Source organism: Bacillus cereus group sp. MG16, assembly GCF_040459875.1.
Lineage (GTDB): Bacteria > Bacillota > Bacilli > Bacillales > Bacillaceae_G > Bacillus_A > Bacillus_A paranthracis.
On record NZ_JARVHE010000001.1, the window covers coordinates 236,186 to 255,825 of the forward strand.

A 19,640-nucleotide genomic window follows, 5' to 3' on the forward strand; every position below is an offset into this window, starting at 1 on the left:
AGGGGATACTGTGTCATTTTTGTTTGTTCTGTCGACTGCTATTATTTTATTGTTTGTTTTATTTACTTTATATTATTACATTGCCGGTAAGAAAGAGGTTCCCCACCATCAATTGTTAGAAGAAGAGTTAGAACGAGAAGAATGACGCCTTGTATACAAGGTGTCATTTTTTTCGCCAAAATAGTCACTGTTAACGTATTTCTCACAAAAAAACGTAATTTTTCTTAACTTAGTCCGCAAAAATAGTGAACATGTAGCATATATCAGTAGTGCGGGCAATACAATGGTATAAACCAAAGCAAAGAGAGTGTTTGAGGTGAGAAATCGTGAATCATTTCATTATAAATCCAAGAATGTTTAACGCTTACAAACAGCACTCACACTTACTTCTTAGTCGTATGCAGCGAGGCTCATTTCACCCTTCTCACATCCAATTTAGGGAGGCGAGTGGTGTGCACGATTACATCAAAGAGAGAACTATCAAGATTGGTAAGTATATCGTGGAGACAAGAAAGACAGTGCGTGTCATTGCAAAGGAATTTGGGGTATCAAAGAGTACAGTCCATAAAGATTTAACGGAACGTCTACCAGAAATTAATCCAGAGCTCGCAAATGAAGTGAAAGAAATTCTTGATTATCATAAGTCTATTCGTCATTTAAGAGGCGGAGAAGCAACAAAACAAAAGTATAGAAAAGAAGATGTAGAAAAGCCGGTACGTCAATAAAGGTACAATCGTGAACATTCCGTTTCAATTCGGTAATATTTTTCAGAAGAATTCTTTTTGCGAATATTACGTTTCTGTTAAATTTATGATAAAATCAGAAATTAGGTGTAAAAGAATTCGGGTGTAACCTGATTTTGAATATCGAGGAGGAAAAAACGGGAATGTTTGCGCGAGATATCGGAATTGACCTAGGTACGGCTAACGTATTAATCCATGTTAAAGGTAAGGGTATTGTATTAAATGAGCCATCTGTTGTTGCTATTGATCGTAACACAGGTAAAGTATTAGCAGTAGGTGAAGAAGCAAGAAGTATGGTGGGACGTACGCCTGGTAATATTGTAGCCATTCGTCCACTAAAAGATGGTGTAATCGCAGATTTCGAAATTACAGAAGCAATGTTAAAGTATTTCATTAACAAATTGGACGTAAAGAGCTTCTTTTCAAAACCTCGCATTTTAATTTGTTGTCCAACAAATATCACATCAGTAGAACAAAAAGCAATTCGTGAGGCTGCTGAACGTTCAGGTGGTAAAACAGTATTTTTAGAAGAAGAACCAAAAGTAGCTGCAGTTGGTGCTGGTATGGAAATCTTCCAACCAAGTGGTAACATGGTTGTTGATATTGGTGGAGGTACAACAGATATCGCTGTACTATCTATGGGTGATATTGTTACCTCTTCCTCTATCAAAATGGCTGGCGATAAGTTTGATATGGAGATCTTAAACTACATTAAACGTAAGTATAAGCTATTAATCGGAGAACGTACTTCAGAAGATATTAAAATTAAAGTTGGTACAGTATTCCCAGGTGCACGTAGCGAAGAACTTGAAATTCGCGGACGTGACATGGTAACAGGTTTACCACGTACAATTACAGTATGCTCAGAAGAAATTACAGAAGCATTAAAAGAAAATGCGGCTGTTATTGTACAAGCTGCAAAAGGCGTACTAGAGCGCACACCACCAGAATTATCAGCGGACATCATCGACCGCGGTGTCATTCTAACAGGCGGTGGAGCTTTACTACACGGTATCGACATGCTTCTAGCAGAAGAACTAAAAGTACCAGTGTTAATTGCTGAAAACCCAATGCACTGCGTTGCGGTTGGTACAGGTATTATGTTAGAGAATATCGATAGATTACCAAAGCGTGCTTTACGATAAAGTGAAAGGAACTAAGGTGTAAACCTTAGTTCTTTTTTTGTATTTTTATTTTTTTATTTCGATTTTTTGAGAAAATAGAAGAAAAATAAAGAAAAACGAAGAATATAGGTAAAATATTCATATATATGGTTAAATTTAATATTTCCGTATTTGAAAACGTTTATAATATAATGAGTCGAATACGACATTAAGGCAAATCATGTTTTAATACATATTGCCTTTCCCTAATCTGGGCATACACTCTTTTCTACCTCCGTGTCAGTTGCAAGGATATGCAACTATTTTAAGGGAATAGAGTGTGTGCATTTTTTTGTATATAAAGCTGAAAAGATATTAAAGTTTCACTTTATAATGACAAACAATAAACAAAATGGGATAATAAACAATATGTCCAAGTGGTAAGACCAATATTACAAAAGGGGCGATTGTTATATGCTAAATATAGAACAAATTAAAGAAATCATTCCTCACCGCTATCCATTTTTACTTGTTGATAAAATATTAGAAGTAGATGAAGGAAAAAGAGCGGTTGGAATTAAAAATGTATCCGCAAACGAAGAATTCTTTAACGGGCACTTTCCTGACTACGCAGTTATGCCCGGTGTACTTATTGTAGAAGCATTAGCACAAGTTGGAGCAGTTGCTGTATTAAAGAAAGAAGAAAACCGCGGAAGACTTGCTTTCTTCGCAGGTATCGACAACTGTCGTTTCAAAAAACAAGTACGTCCAGGTGATCAACTTCGTCTAGAAGTAGAAATGACGCGTGTACGTGGTCCAATCGGAAAAGGAAAAGCAATCGCAACAGTAGATGGTGAAGTTGCATGTGAAGCTGAAATTACATTTGCGATTGGTGATAAAAAAGAATAGATGTGAATTAAAAAAATTCTTCTGCAACATGCAGGAGAATTTTTTTAATTCATATATTTTTTATCCGAAATATTAAAATACAGATTAATCAGAATTCTTGTTGTAAATGAATGGAAATTCGTATATAATGACGCTATAAATATCTTGAAATTAAGATAAATGATAGCGCGATAAAAATAGAGACGCGGTTGTCACATTATAAAGGTTATGAGGTAGGACAAAGCTTATTATGATTGGTTATGATGAAGTGTAGAGGAAAGTGATGGGGAAAATTAACAGTATAAACAAATGAAAAATGAGCGTAGCATATCGAACATAGAGAGATAAAGGGGAAAGTGTCGCATTTTGAAAAGAGGAGATCATACCATGTTCGGGAGAAAAAAAAGAAAACCATTACGACAATTAATTACACATAAAGAGCCTAAGTCACGCATTACGGAACAGTACCGTAATATCCGTACAAATATTGAATTTACATCTGTAGATAACCATATTCGTTCTATCATTGTCACTTCGGCAGATCCAGGTGATGGGAAAACAACGACCATTTCTAATCTAGCAGTTGTTTTTGGACAACAAGGTAAAAAAGTATTGTTAATTGGAGCTGACTTACGTAAGCCAACATTGCAAAATTTATTCGCTGCACACAATCCAAATGGATTAACGAATTTATTATCAGGACAAGCATCATTTGTGCAATGTATTCAAAAAACAGACATAGAGAACGTATATGTTATGTCAGCGGGTCCAATCCCACCAAACCCAGCAGAGCTACTTGGGTATCGTAAAATGGACGAATTACTTCTAGAGGCATATAACATGTTTGATATCGTTTTGATTGATACACCACCTGTATTAGCCGTTACAGATGCACAAATACTCGCTAATAAATGTGATGGAGTTATATTAGTAGCACGCAGTGAAAAAACAGAAAAAGATAAACTAATAAAAGCAAAACAAATATTAGATAAAGCATCTGGAAAACTACTTGGTGTTATATTAAACGATAAAAGAGAAGAACAAGAACAATATGGATATTATTAGAAAATAATGTATGAAATAGTATTTTTTAAAGCTAGTAATTTTTTGCTAGCTTTTTTGAATTATTTTAAAATTAAGTATCGTATTATATAAAAAACATGATATAATGGAATTTTTGGCAAATTGATGGAATGTGTTGTCATATTTAAGATTATTTTGTAAGATTATATATGTTTTTAAATAACAATCGTACATAGATATTACTAAAATAAAAAAATGTAAGATTATATGTTATAATTTTTGTTATGTGTAAAATTTAGAAAGTTGGAGGAACTTATGGAAGAAACAATTAGTTTGAAAGAGTTATTTCATATTTTAAAAAAACGTTTAGCAATGATCCTCGTAATCGCCTTTGGTGCAGCTATTGTAAGTGCTATCATTAGCTTCTTCTTTATGACACCAATCTATCAATCTTCGACGCAAATTCTTGTTAACCAGAAGAAACAAGAGGGATCGATGTTTCAAGCTGGTGAAGTTCAAACGAATATTCAATTAACGAATACATATAAGGTTATTATTAAAAGTCCAGTAATCTTAGAACAAGTAAATGAAAAATTAAATTTAAATATGACAGCGCAAGCTTTAACGAAGAAGGTTAATGTTGCGAATGAAAAAGATTCACAAGTTATTTCTGTTACAGCTGATGATAAAGATCCAAAAGTAGCTCGTGATATTGCGAATGCAACTGCGGATGTATTTAAAGGTGAAGTTGCAAAAATTATGAACGTGGATAACGTAACAGTACTATCTAAAGCAGAAGTTGCAGAAAATCAATCTCCAATTAAACCACGTCCAATGTTAAATGTGGCAATTGCCTTCGTTGTTGGCTTAATGGCCGCAGTTGGTCTTGCATTCTTACTAGAATACTTAGATAACACAGTAAAAAAAGAAGAAGATGTAGAGAACTTACTTGGTTTACCAGTGTTAGGTATTGTAGCTCGTATGGATGAAGAAACAATGAACGTGAAATCACACGCTCCATCATCAAGAAAAGTGAGGGGACAAACAATTGGCTCTTAATTTATTTAAAAAGAAGAAGAATCATCGTCAACGTCGTCAATTAATTGCTCATCAACAACCGAAATCACCAATTTCAGAACAATATCGTAATATTCGAACGAATGTTGAGTTTGCAGCTGTTGATACGAATTTACATTCATTAATGGTAACATCAGCGAATCCAAGTGAAGGGAAAACGACGACAACAGCAAATATGGCAGTCGTGTTCGCTCAACAAGGAAAGAAAGTATTATTAATTGATGCAGATATGCGCAAACCAGCGATGCATCAAATGTTTCAAGTTGATAATATTTTCGGATTGACGAACGTGTTAACACATAGTGAACGTTTAGAAAAATGTGTACAAACAACATTGGTTGATAACTTACACTTTTTAGCTTGTGGTCCAATTCCGCCGAATCCAGCGGAATTGTTAGGATCAAAGTCAATGCAAGAGCTGCTTGCGCAAGCGTACAGTATGTATGATTTAGTTATCTTCGATTTACCTCCAATTTTAGCTGTAACAGATGCGCAAATTATGGCAAATGTATGTGATGCTTCTATTCTTGTCGTTCGTAGTGAATCGACAGAAAAAGAAACGGCGGTAAAAGCAAAAGGATTGTTAGAGTCAGCTAAAGGTAAATTGTTAGGCGTTGTTTTGAATGATCGCGAACGTGAACAAAATTTATATTATTACTACGGTGCAAATTAATGAAAAGAGTGAGATATGGGAGGAACATATCTCCTTTTTTCCCTTGAATATGAGATGTCTCATATTCAAGGGAAAAAAGATTATTATAAGAGAGGGAGGACAAAACAAATGATTGATTTACATTGTCACATTTTACATGGTATCGATGACGGTGCACAGACAGTAACTGATAGTTTAGCAATGGCACAGCAAGCTGTGGCAGAAGGCATACATACAATTGTCGCAACACCACACCATCAAAATGGAAAATATATAAATGAACGTACCTCAATTATTCATCAAGTAAAACAACTAAATGATGCACTACAACAACATGAAATCCCGCTGAAAGTTTTACCAGGACAAGAAGTCAGGTTATACGGTGATTTACTAGAAGACTATGAAGCGGGTAAAATCGTTACTTTAAATGAAACAAACAAATACATATTCATTGAATTTCCATCTAATCATGTACCTCGTTATGCAGAACAACTATTTTATGAACTACGTGTAAAAGGAATGATCCCAATTATCGTTCACCCCGAACGTAATGCCGAGTTAATCGAGCGGCCAGATAAGTTATATAACCTTGTCAATAAAGGTGCATTAACACAAGTGACAGCAGGTAGTTTACTAGGTAAGTTTGGTAAAAAAATTAAAAAGTTTTCACTGCAGCTTGTGGAACATAATTTAACACATATGATTGCATCAGATGCACATAACACAACAACAAGAGGATTTCATCTAGCAGAAAGCTATGAACTGATAGAGAAAGAATTCGGCGCAACTGTTATGAATGATTTAAGAGAGAATCCGTATTTAATCATTAGCGGGAAAGCAATTTATAAAGAAGATCCAGAACAAATTCGTCGTAAAAAATTGTTCGGTATTTTTTAAATAAAGAATTGGTGATGTCTCCTAACCGTTATCAACGGAGGCACTCGGTCGTGCTGTGGGTAGAAATTTTTATTTCGAACCTACCTTAGACGCTTGTCGTCGGGAGTATGACGTGAGGATGGGTTAGATGCCCATAATTTATTTCTAATAGAAACTCTACCTATGGAGTTATAAAAATGACTCTATAGGTAGGGTTTTGTTATTGTTACATATAAATAAATGGATATTGGAGGGCTACAATTGAAAAAAGTGAGAAAAGCAATTATCCCAGCTGCTGGTCTTGGGACGAGATTTTTACCAGCAACGAAAGCGATGCCGAAAGAAATGTTACCTATCGTCGATAAACCAACAATTCAATACATAATAGAAGAAGCGATAGAATCAGGAATTGAAGATATTATTATTGTTACTGGAAAAGGAAAACGTGCAATTGAAGATCATTTTGATCATTCATTCGAACTAGAACAAAACCTTTTAGAAAAAGGAAAGTATGAAATGCTTGAAAAGGTACAAGCTTCTTCAAGAATTAACATTCATTACATAAGACAAAAAGAACCAAAAGGACTTGGACATGCAGTATGGTGTGCACGTAAATTTATTGGAAACGAACCATTTGCGGTATTACTTGGTGATGATATTGTACAAGCGGAAAAGCCTTGTTTGCGTCAATTAATGGATCAATACGACGGAACACAATCATCCGTTATTGGTGTACAAACAGTCCCAGAAAATGAAACACATCGCTACGGTATTATTGATCCAGTTGAGCAAAATGATCGTCGTTATCAAGTACGTCAGTTTGTAGAAAAGCCGGTTCAAGGTACAGCACCGTCTAATTTAGCGATTATGGGACGTTACATATTAACACCGGAGATTTTTATGTTTCTTGAGAACCAACAAACAGGTGCTGGTGGAGAGATTCAATTAACAGATGCGATTCAACGATTAAATGAAATTCAACGAGTGTTTGCATATGATTTTGAAGGAACTCGTTATGATGTTGGAGAAAAATTTGGATTTATTAAGACAACGATTGAAATAGCCCTTCAACATAAAAATTTAAATGAAGAGTTAATTAATTACATGGACGAAATTGTAAAAAGAGAAAAGATAAACGTATAAAGGAAAGGTGATATATTTGGGAAATCGTGAGATAGCAAGTGAGCCATTAGAACAAAGTGCGTTAGAAATAAGAAAGCCTAGCGGCATGTATTTATGTTTAAAAAGGGCTATGGATCTACTTGGAGCAATGGTTGGATTGATAATTTTCTCTCCAATATTTCTTTTAATTTCGATTTTATATATGGCAGGGGACAATAAAGGTCCTGTTTTTTTTAAACAGGTTCGTATGGGGAAAGATGGGAAAGAATTTTATATTTATAAGTTCAGATCCATGGTTGTGAATGCAGAGGAAAAATTAAAGGGAAATAGGATATTATATAAAAAATATATAGATAATAATTATAAATTAGAACCAAATGAAGATCCACGCATAACAAGAGCTGGACAATTTTTAAGAAAAACTAGTTTAGATGAACTTCCACAATTTTTAAATGTTTTAAAAGGTGAAATGAGTCTTGTTGGTCCAAGACCCGTAGTCCAAGAAGAGTTAATGGAGTATGGCGAAAGAAAAAATGAGTTTTTATCTGTAAAACCAGGCCTTACAGGCTATTGGCAAGTCAGTGGAAGAAGTGATGTAGGATACCCAGAAAGGGTAGATTTAGAGTTATATTATGTTTATAACGCATCATTATGGTTTGATATTAAGATTTTGCTATTAACTGTCAAGAATGTTGTAGTCGGCAAAGGAGCATATTAAATTTTTTGAGTTGTTTAGAAAGTAGGAGAAATATATGGGAATAAATGTTGAATTACACACCCATACTTGCTATTCACATGATAGTACCTTAGGCAAGTGGTTCTATTTACTCATGTTAAAATTAAGAAGAATAAATGTGGTAGCGATTACGGATCATGATGAAATTGAGGGTGCATTAAAATTCAAACCTTTTCTTGAGAAACATTCCATTAGGGTAATTATTGGAGAAGAAATATTTTCTAGTAAGGGTGAAATAATAGGCTTATTTATAAATGAAAAGATAAGCCCAGGAAAATCCCCAAGAGATACAATGTTAGAGATAAAAAGACAAGGAGGAATAGTATATATTCCTCATCCGTATGATGAAAAAAGATATAAAACAGTTTTGGTGGAAGAAGAAATTCAAAAAAATATAGATTTAATTGATATCATTGAAGTTCACAATGGTAGAAATATAAAGAGGTATTTTTCAGAAATTCAATTAGAAATTGCGAACAGATATAATACAACTAAGGCTATAGGTAGTGATGCGCATACATTTATAGAATTAGGTAGAAATTACAATGTTATGGAAGAGTTTAATGGTGATCCACAGAAATTCAAAGAAAATTTAAAAACGGCAAAACATGTTCAAAAAGAATGCCTACAGGTGGCTCATCATATAACTAAGTTTGCTAGGATTTTTAAATTAATAAAAAGAGGTAAATACAGTGAATTGTATAGAATTATCAATAAGAAATTTGGAAATAGAAAGCAAAAAATTAGCAAATAAAATTGAACAGGATTTTCAGCCAGATGTAGTTATATTTATAGCTAAAGGGTCATTTTTAATAGGACAAACAATAAGTGAGCACTTAAGGGTGCCGTTATTAGAAATTCAAGCAGTACGTAAGGGAAATAAGTTAAAAGAATTTATAAAACCTGTAATAAAAATTATTCCTAAATTCCTTAAAGAATATTTAAGACGTAAAGAAATTCAATCCGGAGTTCATAATCAGAATGTAGATAGAGAAATTTATTTTGATATGAATAAACATGAGATGAAGAATATAAATAAAATTTTGGTTGTAGATGATTCAGTAGACACGGGTCACACAGCTAGTCAAGTGGTAAAATATTTAGGGAATATGTATACTGAAACGGAAATTAAATTTGCAAGTTTAAATTATTTTAAAGATAGTGCGAATATTTTTCAGGTGGATTACTCTTTATATAAAAATCACATTTTAATGGGGCCTTGGTCCAATGATTCCAAATATAATAAAGAATTTATTGAATTATATAATCAATGGAAGGAGGTAAACTATGGAGAAGCCTAAAATTAGTATAGTTGTAGCAGCATATAATGTTGAGGATTATATTGAAAAGTGTTTGGAAAGTCTTACTGCACAGAGTATTAAGGAAATTGAAATATTAGTTATAAATGATGGTTCACGTGACAATACAGTAAATATCGCTAATGAGTTTACAAAGTGTGATAAACGTATACGAGTAATTTCTCAAGAAAATGGTGGCTTAAGTGCCGCAAGAAATACGGGAATTAACCATGCTAATGGAGAATTTATAGCATTTGTAGATGGTGATGATTATTTAGATAAATCTATGTATGAGATTTTGTATGAAAAAACCATTACAGATAATCTTGATCTGGTAGTTTGTGGATTCAAAAAGGTTTGGTTGGATGAGGATGCAAATAAATTACGTGAGAAAGAATATTACTTTAACAAAGAGTTATTGAATGGTAATGTTCTAGAAAATTTTTTGTGTAAACATGATGAGCCTTTTGTTGTAGCTTGGAATAAATTATATAGGACAGAAATAATTAAGAAGAATAATATATATTTTGAAAATCGTGCTTTTTTTGAGGATGTTGGGTTTATGCCTCGATACCTTTACTATGCTAATAAAGTTGCTTGTTTAGATAATGCAATGTACTATTACGTGCAAAGAAAAGGATCAATTACTAAGAGCTATAACTCTATGATTGAGAGTTCTTTAATTAATACTTTAAGATTAGTTAAAGAATTTTTTAAGAAGGATATATCTCTTAGACCATGCATTGATACTTTAGAATTAAGGTTGAAAATATATCATTTAAATTACTTAATAGATAACAAAAAGGATATAAAGGCGATAAGACAAGAAATTATCGGAAATGAAAAGTTAGCCGGAAACTTACCTTTTAAACATAAGGTATCAATATTTTTGTTGAAAAATAATATGTATGAATTTATTTACAAAAATATTTGGGGGAAATTTAATGAAAAATAAGAAAAGCTTAAAAAGGTATTAAATCCATGGAAAAAAATTTGATGAAAACATATGATAAATTAATTATATACTTTATCATGCTTGCAATATTCAGCTTATTTATAGAAGTTAAGATATATATACCCATATTTATTTTAATAACATTTATGTGTTTACCATATTTTAAAAATATCAATAAGTGGCAGATGTATCTGTTTTTCTTTTTAATATATGGAGTAGTACTTAATATTTTTTATATTAATAATTTTGATATCAATTTATATATAAAATTTATTGTGAACCTTAGTTTTTTATTGGTAGTGCCCAGCTTTTTGGAAAAATTGCCAGAAAACCCTGAGACTAAAGATAAATTCAAAATATACCTAGAGCTAATTATTATTTTGAGTTCTATACAAATAATATATATATATGTTGTTCAAAATATACCTTTTACCTATTTTTTAAATATACAAAGTTCTATAGATGCGTACGCTATTACTAGGACCGTGGAGCCGATTTTTGGCCATAGTAATAAAAACATCTGGGCATCTAAATTGTTTTTAATACAGTTAATATATGTATATTTTATTTTGAATGGAAAAATAAAAATCAGAGAATTTCTTATACTTTTCCTATCAATTAGTAATATAGTACTTCTTTTATCGAGAACAGCTCAAATTGCAATGGTTATACCACTTGTATATGTTTTTTATAAAAAAATATTTTCTAGGAATAGTTATATTAGATTCTTTTCTTTATTTCTAGTTCCCTTATTATTAATTGGTCTAATTGGGCTAGTAACAGATGTTATTTTAAGGGTTGGTGATCCAAGTGAAGATGGCGGAGCATCTAGAATAGCATTGTGGAAAGCATTTTTTGAAAACTTTAATCAAACAAATTATTTGGTTGGAAATGGCTTATATTCAAGCTATCAGTTCTTAATGGAATATGTTCCACATTTGGTGAATACTAATATGCATAATTTTATTATAAATATTGCTATGGAAACAGGCATATTAGGAGTAATTATATATATTTTGTTTTTTGTATTTCTATTCAAAAGTCTCCTGTTAAATTTAGGGAAATACAAGATTGAATTTTTGTTGGTATTTATCTTGCCAGTTGTAATAATTTTATCTTTACAATATTTAGGATATGACAATGATATTGTTTTATATTTCGCGTTGCTATTTTTAATAAAGAATTTTTATATGAAAGATTTGGAGAAAAATAGGGAATAAAATCGGTAGATTTAAAAGTGGTTTAAGGTAAAACTGTTATTACCGTGATGAATGCAGTTTAGAAGGGAATATCATTAAATATGAAGCGAGTATTGGTAAATAGTTATTGGTATTATCCTGAAAATACAGCACGTGCTTTTCAGGTGAGAGGAATTGTCAATGCCCTATTAAAAGATGGGTATAAAGTAGAATTGATTATACCTCATAGTGAATTATATAAAGACTTAAGTGAATTAGAGACAGAGGCACTAACTATACATCAAGTTAAACCAGGTTTTATCCTTCATAGGAGTAAAAATAGATGGGATATTAATCGAAATATATTGAATGAACAAAGAAATAATTTCTTAAATAAACTATTGAAAAAAGCCTATGATTATTTGGTTTGGCCTGATAGGACGATAGAATGGGCTATTAATGCATATCGTTATATAAAAAAAAGAAAATTATATAATAACTGTGAAGCTATTATTACTGTTGGATTACCAGTTTCTACGCATATTATAGGGCATTTATTGAAAAAAAAATTCCCCGATATAAATTGGATTGCGGATTATGGAGATCCATTTTCATATAATCCTGATCGTGTGATAAGAAAACATGATAGTTTTTTTGAAACTAAGATTCTTGATAATGTAGATTCTATTGTAATTCCCACTAGCAATGCAATAGAATGTTATACGAATTTAGGGGTTAATAAATCAAAAATCAAGGTAATCCCCCAACTTTTCGAAGAAGAAATTAGAGAAAGTAATTATGAGATTGATTCAGATAAATTTAATATAATGTATGCGGGCTCTTTTTATAAAGGAATACGAAGTCCTGTAGAGTTTATTCGAGCTTTGAAGTTATCTCATGAAAAAAATGAAAAAATATTCTTCCATTATTTTGGGAATGTAACAGCTTTAGAGGAATTTTTAAAAGTTGAAGATATAGATGTTGAAGAACTCCCTATCCGGATAAATGGATTCAAAGATAGGAGTGAGATTATAGGAATTATGAAAAAGATGGATACATTAATAAACTTAAATAATGAAAGTACCAGTCAAATTCCTAGTAAAATTATTGATTACCTATATACGGATAAGTTTATTTTAAATATAGGGTCTAGATTGAATGATACTTTTGCAAACGTGGATAATCAAAAAGAAAAGATAGCAAATAAATTAGTTGAAATTAGTTTATCAGACATGGAATTTGATTATTCAGAATTGAAGAAGATGTATAGTTATAAATATAATTCTAAGAGGTATGTAGACTTGGTAAACAATAAATAAATTAGACTGGATCGATGGTTTAAATAGTTATATTTAAAAGGAAATATTCACTAAGTGATATAAAATAAATGGATAGGATTGATGGATATGAATAAAAAAATTTGCGTAGTTGGTTTGGGGTATATTGGACTACCGACTTCAGCCATATTCGCTCAAAATGGATATCAAGTTACAGGGGTAGATGTTAACAAGCTAGCCGTTGATATGATTAATGAAGGACAAGTTCATATTGAGGAAGTTGGATTAGGAGAATTAGTTAAGGAGGTAGTATCTAAAGGGAAATTAAATGCTAGTTTACAACCTACTGATGCGGATGTTTTTATTATAGCAGTTCCTACTCCACATAATGCAGATCATACAGCCAACTTAAAGTACGTGGTAGAAGCAACGTATTCTATTTTACCATTTTTAAGAAAAGAGAGTCTAGTAATCGTAGAATCTACTATTCCACCAAGAACAATTGATGATGTAGTAGCGCCAATTATTTCTGAACAGGGGTGGAATGTAGGCGAGGATATTTATTTGGCTCATTGTCCAGAACGTGTATTACCAGGTCGTATTTTAATTGAACTAGTAGAAAATACAAGAATTGTAGGTGGAATAAATAAAAAATCTACTCAAAAAGCTGCAGAGGTATATAGTAGTTTCGTAAAGGGGAAAATCCTTGAGACTACTGCAGTTACTGCGGAAATGTCTAAACTTATGGAAAATACATTCCGGGATGTAAATATTGCACTAGCTAATGAGTTAGTGAAAATATCGGAAAGTTTAGGAGTAAATGCTCTAGAAGTTATTGAGTTAGCAAATCATCATCCTAGGGTGAATTTGCACTTACCAGGTCCAGGGGTAGGTGGACACTGCCTAGCGGTAGATCCATATTTTATTATTGAGAAAGCACCGGAACAATCCTTATTAATTTCTGATGCACGTCTTATTAATAATTCAATGCCATCTTTCGTGGTAGAACAGATGAAGAAGATTGTACCAAATAATACATCTAAAATTGCTGTTTTGGGGATCACATACAAAGGAAATATTGATGATGTTCGTGAAAGTCCTGCTATGGTAATAGTGGATATGCTTATAAAAGAAGGGTATGAAATAGCAGTTCATGATCCACATGTTTATAGTAACCAAGTGAATTTTGAATTGTATAGTTTTGAAGATGCTGTAAAAGATGCTGAGTGTATGCTTATATTAACAGATCATAATGAGTTTAAACAATTAGATGAACAGTTAGTAATTGATAATGCAAAAAAATCAATTATTTTTGATACTCGTAATTGTGTTGAGATTAAAAACAAAAAGATTAGTTATTACAATTTCAATAGTTTATATAAATTAAGAGAGTTTAAAACAATTGAAATGTAATGAGAAATATAAAAAACCTCCTTTTAATTAGAAGGTTTTTTAATTCCTATTTTTCTTTTATGTTGAATTTCTCCTTCTGGTAAAGGTAAGATGGTTTTTATGAAATAGTTATAAATAGTAAGATGGAGAGGAAATCTCATGGATAATAAAATAAAGAGTATAGTATTACTTCTTAGTAAAACATTCACTGTTTGTTTAAATTTAATATCTATAATGATTATATCAAGATGTCTAAGTGTAGAGGTATTTTCTGAATATAGGCAGATTATTATTGCTATAACCTTGGTAGTGTCAATAGCATCGTTGGGATTACCATCAGCTGCATTATATTTTATGTCCTCAGAGAATAGAAATATATATTTACCTAATTTTTACGTAGTTATGTTAGGGTTAAATATATTATTAATTCCAGTGTGTGCGTTAGGCATTTATTACTTTGATTACAACTTTAATACAGATTTGTTTACTAATTATTTTTGGCTATTTTTAATTTTGTTTTTACTGAGTTTTACAAATGCTTCTATAGAAAATATTTTTATAGCATTTAATCAGTTTAAACTAATAATATTAGTATCATTGCTACCTAATTTTTTCTTCATTGTACAGTTATTACTTTTCTTATATAGTGGAAAGGGCATTGAAGGTATTGTATTAGCGCTGCTGTTAAGGGAAGTTTTGAAAATAATAATATTGTTTTATTTTATATATAAGACAAAATTTGAGGTTAGAAATGTATCTCTTGTGAAAATCAGGGAAATAATCATGTTTAGTGTACCAATAGGATTAGCATCTATAATTGGTGTAATTAATATAAATTTGGATAAACTAATTACAGGGAAGTTACTAAGCAAAGAGGAATTTGCAATGATTGCTACCGCTTCCTATGAAATCCCAGTTTTAGGTTTGATAGGAATGTCCTTGTTTAACATATTAATTCCATCATTAAAAGATAAATATAACGTAAGTAATAATAGAGAAATAATAGACTTATGGATGCGGGCAGGAAAAGTAATGATTACAATAATAGTGCCTATTACAATAGCTCTTATTATTTTTGCTAAGGAAGTTATAGTTATTCTTTTTTCAGATAACTTTCTAAATGCTACAAATCTTTTTAGAATTTATCAATTGAATGCACTAGCGCGGATATATTATTATGGGGCTTTTTTCTTGGCGTTGGGTCTTAATAGATTATATACAATTAATTCTATAATTAATTTACTTAGTAATTTATTTATAAGCTTCTTTTTAATAATTAAATTTGGTGTCGTTGGCGCAGCAATTGCAATTGTAATAAACACTTATTTTCTAGTTTTTATTCAATGCTATCAAATTGCCAAAACATTAAATGTGGATATTAAAGAAATATTTCCAGTGTATGAACTTATAAAGGGAATAGTTATTACAGGCATTATTACTCTTTCTATTTATGGTATATACATATATATATTTACATTTAATTTATGGATTGGACTAATTATGATGGTATTGGCGGTTATAATTTGTGTGATAGTCTTAAATTTATGTATTAACGATGAAATTCTTAAGTATGGTAATAAAATATTTTGGAAGTTGAGGGAGAAAAAGTATGTTTCCTCTAAATAAGATGAAAAATGCAATTAAAAATTATACTTATTTCAAGGATTATTTTAGGATAAGGGAAAATAAAATTCCAATTTCATTAAAACAATATATATATTATAAGTTATTTAATAGAAATAAAAAAATATATTGGCCTGTACATCCTAGATCAATTGTTTCGGGAAATGTAAGTATAGGTATTAATAGTTCAGTAGGGGCAACACCCGGTTGTTATATACAGGGTATAGGGGAAGTATATATAGGGGATTATACACTCATTGGTCCTAATGTAGGAATTATAAGTGCAAATCATGATATCTTGGATTACAGGGAGCACTTTGGAAAAAAGGTTGAAATCGGAAATTATTGTTGGATTGGAATGAACTCTGTAATTTTACCCGGAGTAACTTTAGGAAATCATACAATTGTAGGAGCAGGGTCTGTTGTGACAAAAAGTTTTGATGAAGGGTATTGTATTATTGCGGGAAACCCAGCTAGAATAGTAAAGAGATTTAATAAAAATGAGAAAATTGATTACAAAGATGAGTACGAATATTATGGTTATATACCAAAAAGTGATTTTGAGAGATATAAAGAGAAGTATCTAAATCATTAATAAATTAAATTATTTAAAATCTAATTATCTAGTATAATGGAAGTGAATAAGAACAATTAAAAATGATATCTCTAATAGAGTCATATCATTAGGAGGAAGGGAAAAGAATTGAAAAAGAAGATTCTCTTTTGGTTTTTAGGTATTATAGGCTTTCTGATAATTGCAGGGGGAGCATATGCATACTATGTTTATTCTAATGTATCAAATACATTAGATGCAGTACATAAGCCATTAGATCGTGATAAGTCTGAAAAACGTGATAAGAAAGTAGATGTCGCTGATAATAAGCCAATATCTATTTTGTTAATGGGGGTGGATCAAAGAGCGGATGAGACAGGACGTTCAGATTCGATGATGTTATTTACTTTAAACCCACAAAAAAAATCTATGAAAATTACTAGTATTCCACGTGATTCTTATACAGAAATTGTAGGTAAAGACAAAAAGGATAAGATTAATCATGCATATGCTTTTGGTGGAATCGATATGGCTGTCAAAACGGTGGAAAATTTCCTTGATGTACCAGTCGATCACTATATTGAAGTGAACATGGCCGGCTTTAAAGATGTTGTCGATGCAGTTGGTGGAGTAGATGTTAATAATGATTTAGCATTCAAATATGAAGGATCACAATTCGCTAAAGGGAATATACATCTTAATGGTACAGAAGCATTAAGATACTCTCGTATGCGTTACGAAGACCCACGCGGTGACTTTGGTCGCCAAATGCGCCAACGTCAAGTCATCCAAGCTGTAATTAAAAAAGGTGCAAGTGTATCTTCTCTAGCAAGCTACGGTGATGTATTAAAAGCAATTGAGAAAAACGTAAAAACAAGTTTAACTCAAGAGCAGATGTTTGATATTCAGAAGAACTATAAAGATTGCATGCAGAACAGTGAAGAAATCCAAATCCCAGGTGACGGCCACAAAGCCGCTGATGGTATTTGGTACTACTACGTTCCAGATGCAGCGAAACAAGATTTAACGAATAAGTTAAGAGCACATCTTGAATTGACTAAGTAATATGTAATAACCCAACTCCTTTGGTAGGAGTTGGGTTTATTTTTGCGTGAATTTATATTAGTATTATATGTTGTGAGAATAATAGATGAGGTGAATCGATGAATAAGAAAGCAGTACTTGTCCTAGTTATTTTTGTATTGTTTGTTGCTTCGGTTGTGAGCGGTAAATTATATTGGAATAAGAAGGTTGCGAATGCAACAGGACAAACGAGTGAAGTAACGAAAACGAAGTCTGAAGTGAAAGATAGTGAAGCGAAGAAATTAGAGAAGAAACAAGATGCGAAGTCATCTTTTAATGAAGCATATGCGAAGAATTTACCAGATGAAGTGAAAGAAAAGTTAAAGAAAGCTGCTGAGGAGAAAAAGGCAGTAAATCTTGTTATTGTTGGTGATGAAGCTTCTTCATCTGAAAAAGGTGCTTGGGCAGCTAAGTTAACGGCTAACCTAGATGCTTCTTATGGTAAAGGTTTATGGAATGTGACGGTAAAGGAATATAAGGGTGAAAGCACAGACGAGCTGATTGCGAATAAACGTGATAAAGAGATTGCGAAAGAAAAGCCAGATGTGATTCTATTCGAACCACCGTTTATTACTGACAATGGTAAAACTGGTAATGGAAACTCTGTAGCAAGTACGCAAAAATTTGTACAAGCACTTTCTACTAGTGCAAAGGGTGCTACAATTATGATTCAGCCATCAAACCCAGTGTATGGTGCGAAGAATTATCCAAAAGCAATTGAGGCGTTAAAGCAATTTGCGACGCAAAATGGTTATACATATGTGGATCATTGGGGAGCATGGCCTGATGCATCAAAGAAAGCTATCCTACCATATTTAAAAGAAGAATTTGGTTTCCCAAGTGATAAGGGGCATGAAGTTTGGGCGCAATACGTAACTGATTATTTTGTAGCTAAGTAATGAAGGAGAGATAAAAGGTGTACGAGTTCCTGTATACCTTTTCTTTTTATCATTAAGAGATCTGAAAATAGTAGGAGGAAAACAATGAACTCAATCTTAATCTGCGGCGGAGCTGGATACATCGGTTCTCACGCTGTGAAAAAATTAGTAGACGAAGGTCTGTCTGTAGTAGTAGTAGATAACTTACAAACGGGTCATGAGGATGCAATTACGAAAGGTGCAAAGTTTTATAATGGCGACCTTCGTGATAAAGCATTTTTAAGAGATGTGTTTACACAAGAAAATATTGAGGCGGTTATGCATTTCGCGGCTGATTCTTTAGTTGGAGTTAGTATGGAGAAGCCTCTGCAATATTATAATAATAACGTGTATGGTGCACTTTGCTTATTAGAGGTAATGGATGAGTTTAAGGTAGATAAGTTTATTTTCTCTTCTACTGCGGCGACGTATGGTGAGGTAGATGTAGACCTTATTACTGAGGAAACGATGACAAATCCAACGAATACGTATGGAGAGACGAAGTTAGCAATCGAGAAGATGCTTCATTGGTATAGCCAAGCTTCTAATTTACGTTATAAGATTTTCAGATACTTTAATGTGGCTGGTGCAACTCCAAATGGTATTATTGGGGAAGATCACCGTCCAGAGACGCATTTAATTCCTCTTGTATTGCAAGTGGCGTTAGGTCAACGTGAGAAGATTATGATGTTTGGTGATGACTATAATACGCCAGATGGTACTTGTATCCGTGATTATATTCATGTTGAAGATTTAGTGGCAGCTCACTTCTTAGGTCTTAAAGACTTGCAGAACGGCGGAGAGAGTGATTTCTATAACTTAGGAAATGGTAATGGTTTCAGTGTTAAAGAAATCGTTGATGCAGTTCGTGAAGTTACAAATCATGAAATTCCTGCTGAAGTAGCACCGCGTCGTGCGGGAGATCCAGCACGTTTAGTTGCTTCTTCTCAGAAAGCGAAAGAGAAGTTAGGTTGGGATCCTCAGTATGTAAATGTGAAGACAATCATTGAGCATGCTTGGAATTGGCATCAGAAGAAACCTAATGGGTATGATAAGTAAGACTAATAAGTGAAGGAGAGGGTATTGTCGTTCAACATATGTTCGACAATACCCTCTCTTTTTTTATAAGATTTTTGCTATACTA

At 32.3% G+C, this 19,640-nt stretch carries 21 protein-coding genes; all 21 read left to right on the forward strand.

What is annotated here, in order from left to right:
* Positions 1-10: 10 nt before the first annotated feature.
* The gene (locus QCI73_RS01140; protein ID WP_000008903.1) at positions 11-145 is read left to right on the forward strand and encodes a hypothetical protein; all 135 of its coding nucleotides are present in this window, start codon (positions 11-13) and stop codon (positions 143-145) included.
* A 307-nt stretch (positions 146-452) separates the two neighbouring features.
* Complete coding sequence (spoIIID, locus tag QCI73_RS01145; RefSeq protein ID WP_000544012.1) at positions 453-725, forward strand: sporulation transcriptional regulator SpoIIID; 273 nt, start codon at positions 453-455, stop codon at positions 723-725.
* A 161-nt stretch (positions 726-886) separates the two neighbouring features.
* Entirely contained in the window at positions 887-1,888 is a 1,002-nt protein-coding gene (mreB, locus tag QCI73_RS01150; RefSeq protein WP_000457987.1) for a rod shape-determining protein, read from the forward strand.
* 432 nt (positions 1,889-2,320) lie between these two features.
* Positions 2,321-2,755: a 3-hydroxyacyl-ACP dehydratase FabZ gene (fabZ, locus tag QCI73_RS01155; RefSeq protein ID WP_000931959.1), complete on the forward strand. Its 435-nt coding sequence runs from the start codon at positions 2,321-2,323 to the stop codon at positions 2,753-2,755.
* 366 nt (positions 2,756-3,121) lie between these two features.
* Positions 3,122-3,799 carry a CpsD/CapB family tyrosine-protein kinase gene (locus QCI73_RS01160; RefSeq protein WP_000467939.1) on the forward strand — a complete coding sequence of 226 codons (678 nt, stop codon included), beginning with the start codon at positions 3,122-3,124 and terminating at the stop codon, positions 3,797-3,799.
* Positions 3,800-4,072: 273 nt separating this feature from the next.
* Positions 4,073-4,816 carry a YveK family protein gene (locus QCI73_RS01165; RefSeq protein WP_353822373.1) on the forward strand — a complete coding sequence of 248 codons (744 nt, stop codon included), beginning with the start codon at positions 4,073-4,075 and terminating at the stop codon, positions 4,814-4,816.
* Complete coding sequence (locus QCI73_RS01170; protein WP_353822374.1) at positions 4,806-5,507, forward strand: CpsD/CapB family tyrosine-protein kinase; 702 nt, start codon at positions 4,806-4,808, stop codon at positions 5,505-5,507. The genes QCI73_RS01165 and QCI73_RS01170 overlap by 11 nt, the downstream gene beginning before the upstream one ends.
* 108 nt (positions 5,508-5,615) lie before the next feature.
* Positions 5,616-6,383 (forward strand): tyrosine-protein phosphatase, encoded by a 768-nt coding sequence (locus QCI73_RS01175; RefSeq protein ID WP_353822375.1) that lies wholly within the window; start codon positions 5,616-5,618, stop codon positions 6,381-6,383.
* Positions 6,384-6,623: 240 nt separating this feature from the next.
* Complete coding sequence (galU, locus tag QCI73_RS01180; protein WP_353822376.1) at positions 6,624-7,505, forward strand: UTP--glucose-1-phosphate uridylyltransferase GalU; 882 nt, start codon at positions 6,624-6,626, stop codon at positions 7,503-7,505.
* An 85-nt stretch (positions 7,506-7,590) separates the two neighbouring features.
* Positions 7,591-8,202, forward strand: coding sequence for a sugar transferase (locus tag QCI73_RS01185; protein WP_270695348.1), 612 nt, complete (start codon positions 7,591-7,593; stop codon positions 8,200-8,202).
* Between the two features lie 34 nt (positions 8,203-8,236).
* On the forward strand, positions 8,237-8,974 hold the full coding sequence (locus tag QCI73_RS01190) for a PHP domain-containing protein (protein ID WP_270695337.1): 738 nt from the start codon (positions 8,237-8,239) through the stop codon (positions 8,972-8,974).
* Entirely contained in the window at positions 8,913-9,521 is a 609-nt protein-coding gene (locus tag QCI73_RS01195) for a phosphoribosyltransferase (protein ID WP_270695336.1), read from the forward strand. The genes QCI73_RS01190 and QCI73_RS01195 overlap by 62 nt, the downstream gene beginning before the upstream one ends.
* The gene (locus QCI73_RS01200; protein WP_353822377.1) at positions 9,508-10,473 is read left to right on the forward strand and encodes a glycosyltransferase family 2 protein; all 966 of its coding nucleotides are present in this window, start codon (positions 9,508-9,510) and stop codon (positions 10,471-10,473) included. Before QCI73_RS01195 ends, QCI73_RS01200 begins: the two co-directional genes overlap by 14 nt.
* Positions 10,474-10,514: 41 nt before the next feature.
* Positions 10,515-11,693 (forward strand): O-antigen ligase family protein, encoded by a 1,179-nt coding sequence (locus tag QCI73_RS01205; protein WP_353822378.1) that lies wholly within the window; start codon positions 10,515-10,517, stop codon positions 11,691-11,693.
* An 80-nt stretch (positions 11,694-11,773) separates the two neighbouring features.
* The gene (locus QCI73_RS01210) at positions 11,774-12,970 is read left to right on the forward strand and encodes a glycosyltransferase family protein (protein ID WP_270695332.1); all 1,197 of its coding nucleotides are present in this window, start codon (positions 11,774-11,776) and stop codon (positions 12,968-12,970) included.
* Between the two features lie 87 nt (positions 12,971-13,057).
* Positions 13,058-14,341: a nucleotide sugar dehydrogenase gene (locus QCI73_RS01215; RefSeq protein ID WP_353822379.1), complete on the forward strand. Its 1,284-nt coding sequence runs from the start codon at positions 13,058-13,060 to the stop codon at positions 14,339-14,341.
* 138 nt (positions 14,342-14,479) lie between these two features.
* Positions 14,480-15,946 carry an oligosaccharide flippase family protein gene (locus tag QCI73_RS01220; protein WP_353822380.1) on the forward strand — a complete coding sequence of 489 codons (1,467 nt, stop codon included), beginning with the start codon at positions 14,480-14,482 and terminating at the stop codon, positions 15,944-15,946.
* A complete protein-coding gene (locus QCI73_RS01225; protein ID WP_270695327.1) occupies positions 15,930-16,538 on the forward strand; it encodes an acyltransferase in 609 nt (202 codons plus the stop codon). Before QCI73_RS01220 ends, QCI73_RS01225 begins: the two co-directional genes overlap by 17 nt.
* Positions 16,539-16,646: 108 nt before the next feature.
* Entirely contained in the window at positions 16,647-17,561 is a 915-nt protein-coding gene (gene tagU / locus QCI73_RS01230; protein WP_483299576.1) for a polyisoprenyl-teichoic acid--peptidoglycan teichoic acid transferase TagU, read from the forward strand.
* A gap of 98 nt (positions 17,562-17,659) precedes the next feature.
* Complete coding sequence (locus QCI73_RS01235) at positions 17,660-18,478, forward strand: SGNH/GDSL hydrolase family protein (protein ID WP_353822381.1); 819 nt, start codon at positions 17,660-17,662, stop codon at positions 18,476-18,478.
* Between the two features lie 84 nt (positions 18,479-18,562).
* Positions 18,563-19,555: a UDP-glucose 4-epimerase GalE gene (galE, locus tag QCI73_RS01240; RefSeq protein ID WP_353822382.1), complete on the forward strand. Its 993-nt coding sequence runs from the start codon at positions 18,563-18,565 to the stop codon at positions 19,553-19,555.
* Positions 19,556-19,640: the final 85 nt, after the last annotated feature.

Excerpts from the sequence above, each read along its gene's own strand:
- mreB (WP_000457987.1), top strand. The coding sequence starts at position 887 with ATGTTTGCGCGAGATATCGGAATTGACCTAGGTACGGCTAACGTATTA.
- fabZ (WP_000931959.1), top strand. The coding sequence starts at position 2,321 with ATGCTAAATATAGAACAAATTAAAGAAATCATTCCTCACCGCTATCCA.
- QCI73_RS01160 (WP_000467939.1), top strand. The coding sequence starts at position 3,122 with ATGTTCGGGAGAAAAAAAAGAAAACCATTACGACAATTAATTACACAT.
- QCI73_RS01165 (WP_353822373.1), top strand. The coding sequence starts at position 4,073 with ATGGAAGAAACAATTAGTTTGAAAGAGTTATTTCATATTTTAAAAAAA.
- QCI73_RS01175 (WP_353822375.1), top strand. The coding sequence starts at position 5,616 with ATGATTGATTTACATTGTCACATTTTACATGGTATCGATGACGGTGCA.
- QCI73_RS01185 (WP_270695348.1), top strand. The coding sequence starts at position 7,591 with ATGTATTTATGTTTAAAAAGGGCTATGGATCTACTTGGAGCAATGGTT.
- QCI73_RS01190 (WP_270695337.1), top strand. The coding sequence starts at position 8,237 with ATGGGAATAAATGTTGAATTACACACCCATACTTGCTATTCACATGAT.
- QCI73_RS01200 (WP_353822377.1), top strand. The coding sequence starts at position 9,508 with ATGGAGAAGCCTAAAATTAGTATAGTTGTAGCAGCATATAATGTTGAG.
- QCI73_RS01205 (WP_353822378.1), top strand. The coding sequence starts at position 10,515 with ATGAAAACATATGATAAATTAATTATATACTTTATCATGCTTGCAATA.
- QCI73_RS01210 (WP_270695332.1), top strand. The coding sequence starts at position 11,774 with ATGAAGCGAGTATTGGTAAATAGTTATTGGTATTATCCTGAAAATACA.
- QCI73_RS01215 (WP_353822379.1), top strand. The coding sequence starts at position 13,058 with ATGAATAAAAAAATTTGCGTAGTTGGTTTGGGGTATATTGGACTACCG.
- QCI73_RS01220 (WP_353822380.1), top strand. The coding sequence starts at position 14,480 with ATGGATAATAAAATAAAGAGTATAGTATTACTTCTTAGTAAAACATTC.
- QCI73_RS01225 (WP_270695327.1), top strand. The coding sequence starts at position 15,930 with ATGTTTCCTCTAAATAAGATGAAAAATGCAATTAAAAATTATACTTAT.
- QCI73_RS01235 (WP_353822381.1), top strand. The coding sequence starts at position 17,660 with ATGAATAAGAAAGCAGTACTTGTCCTAGTTATTTTTGTATTGTTTGTT.
- galE (WP_353822382.1), top strand. The coding sequence starts at position 18,563 with ATGAACTCAATCTTAATCTGCGGCGGAGCTGGATACATCGGTTCTCAC.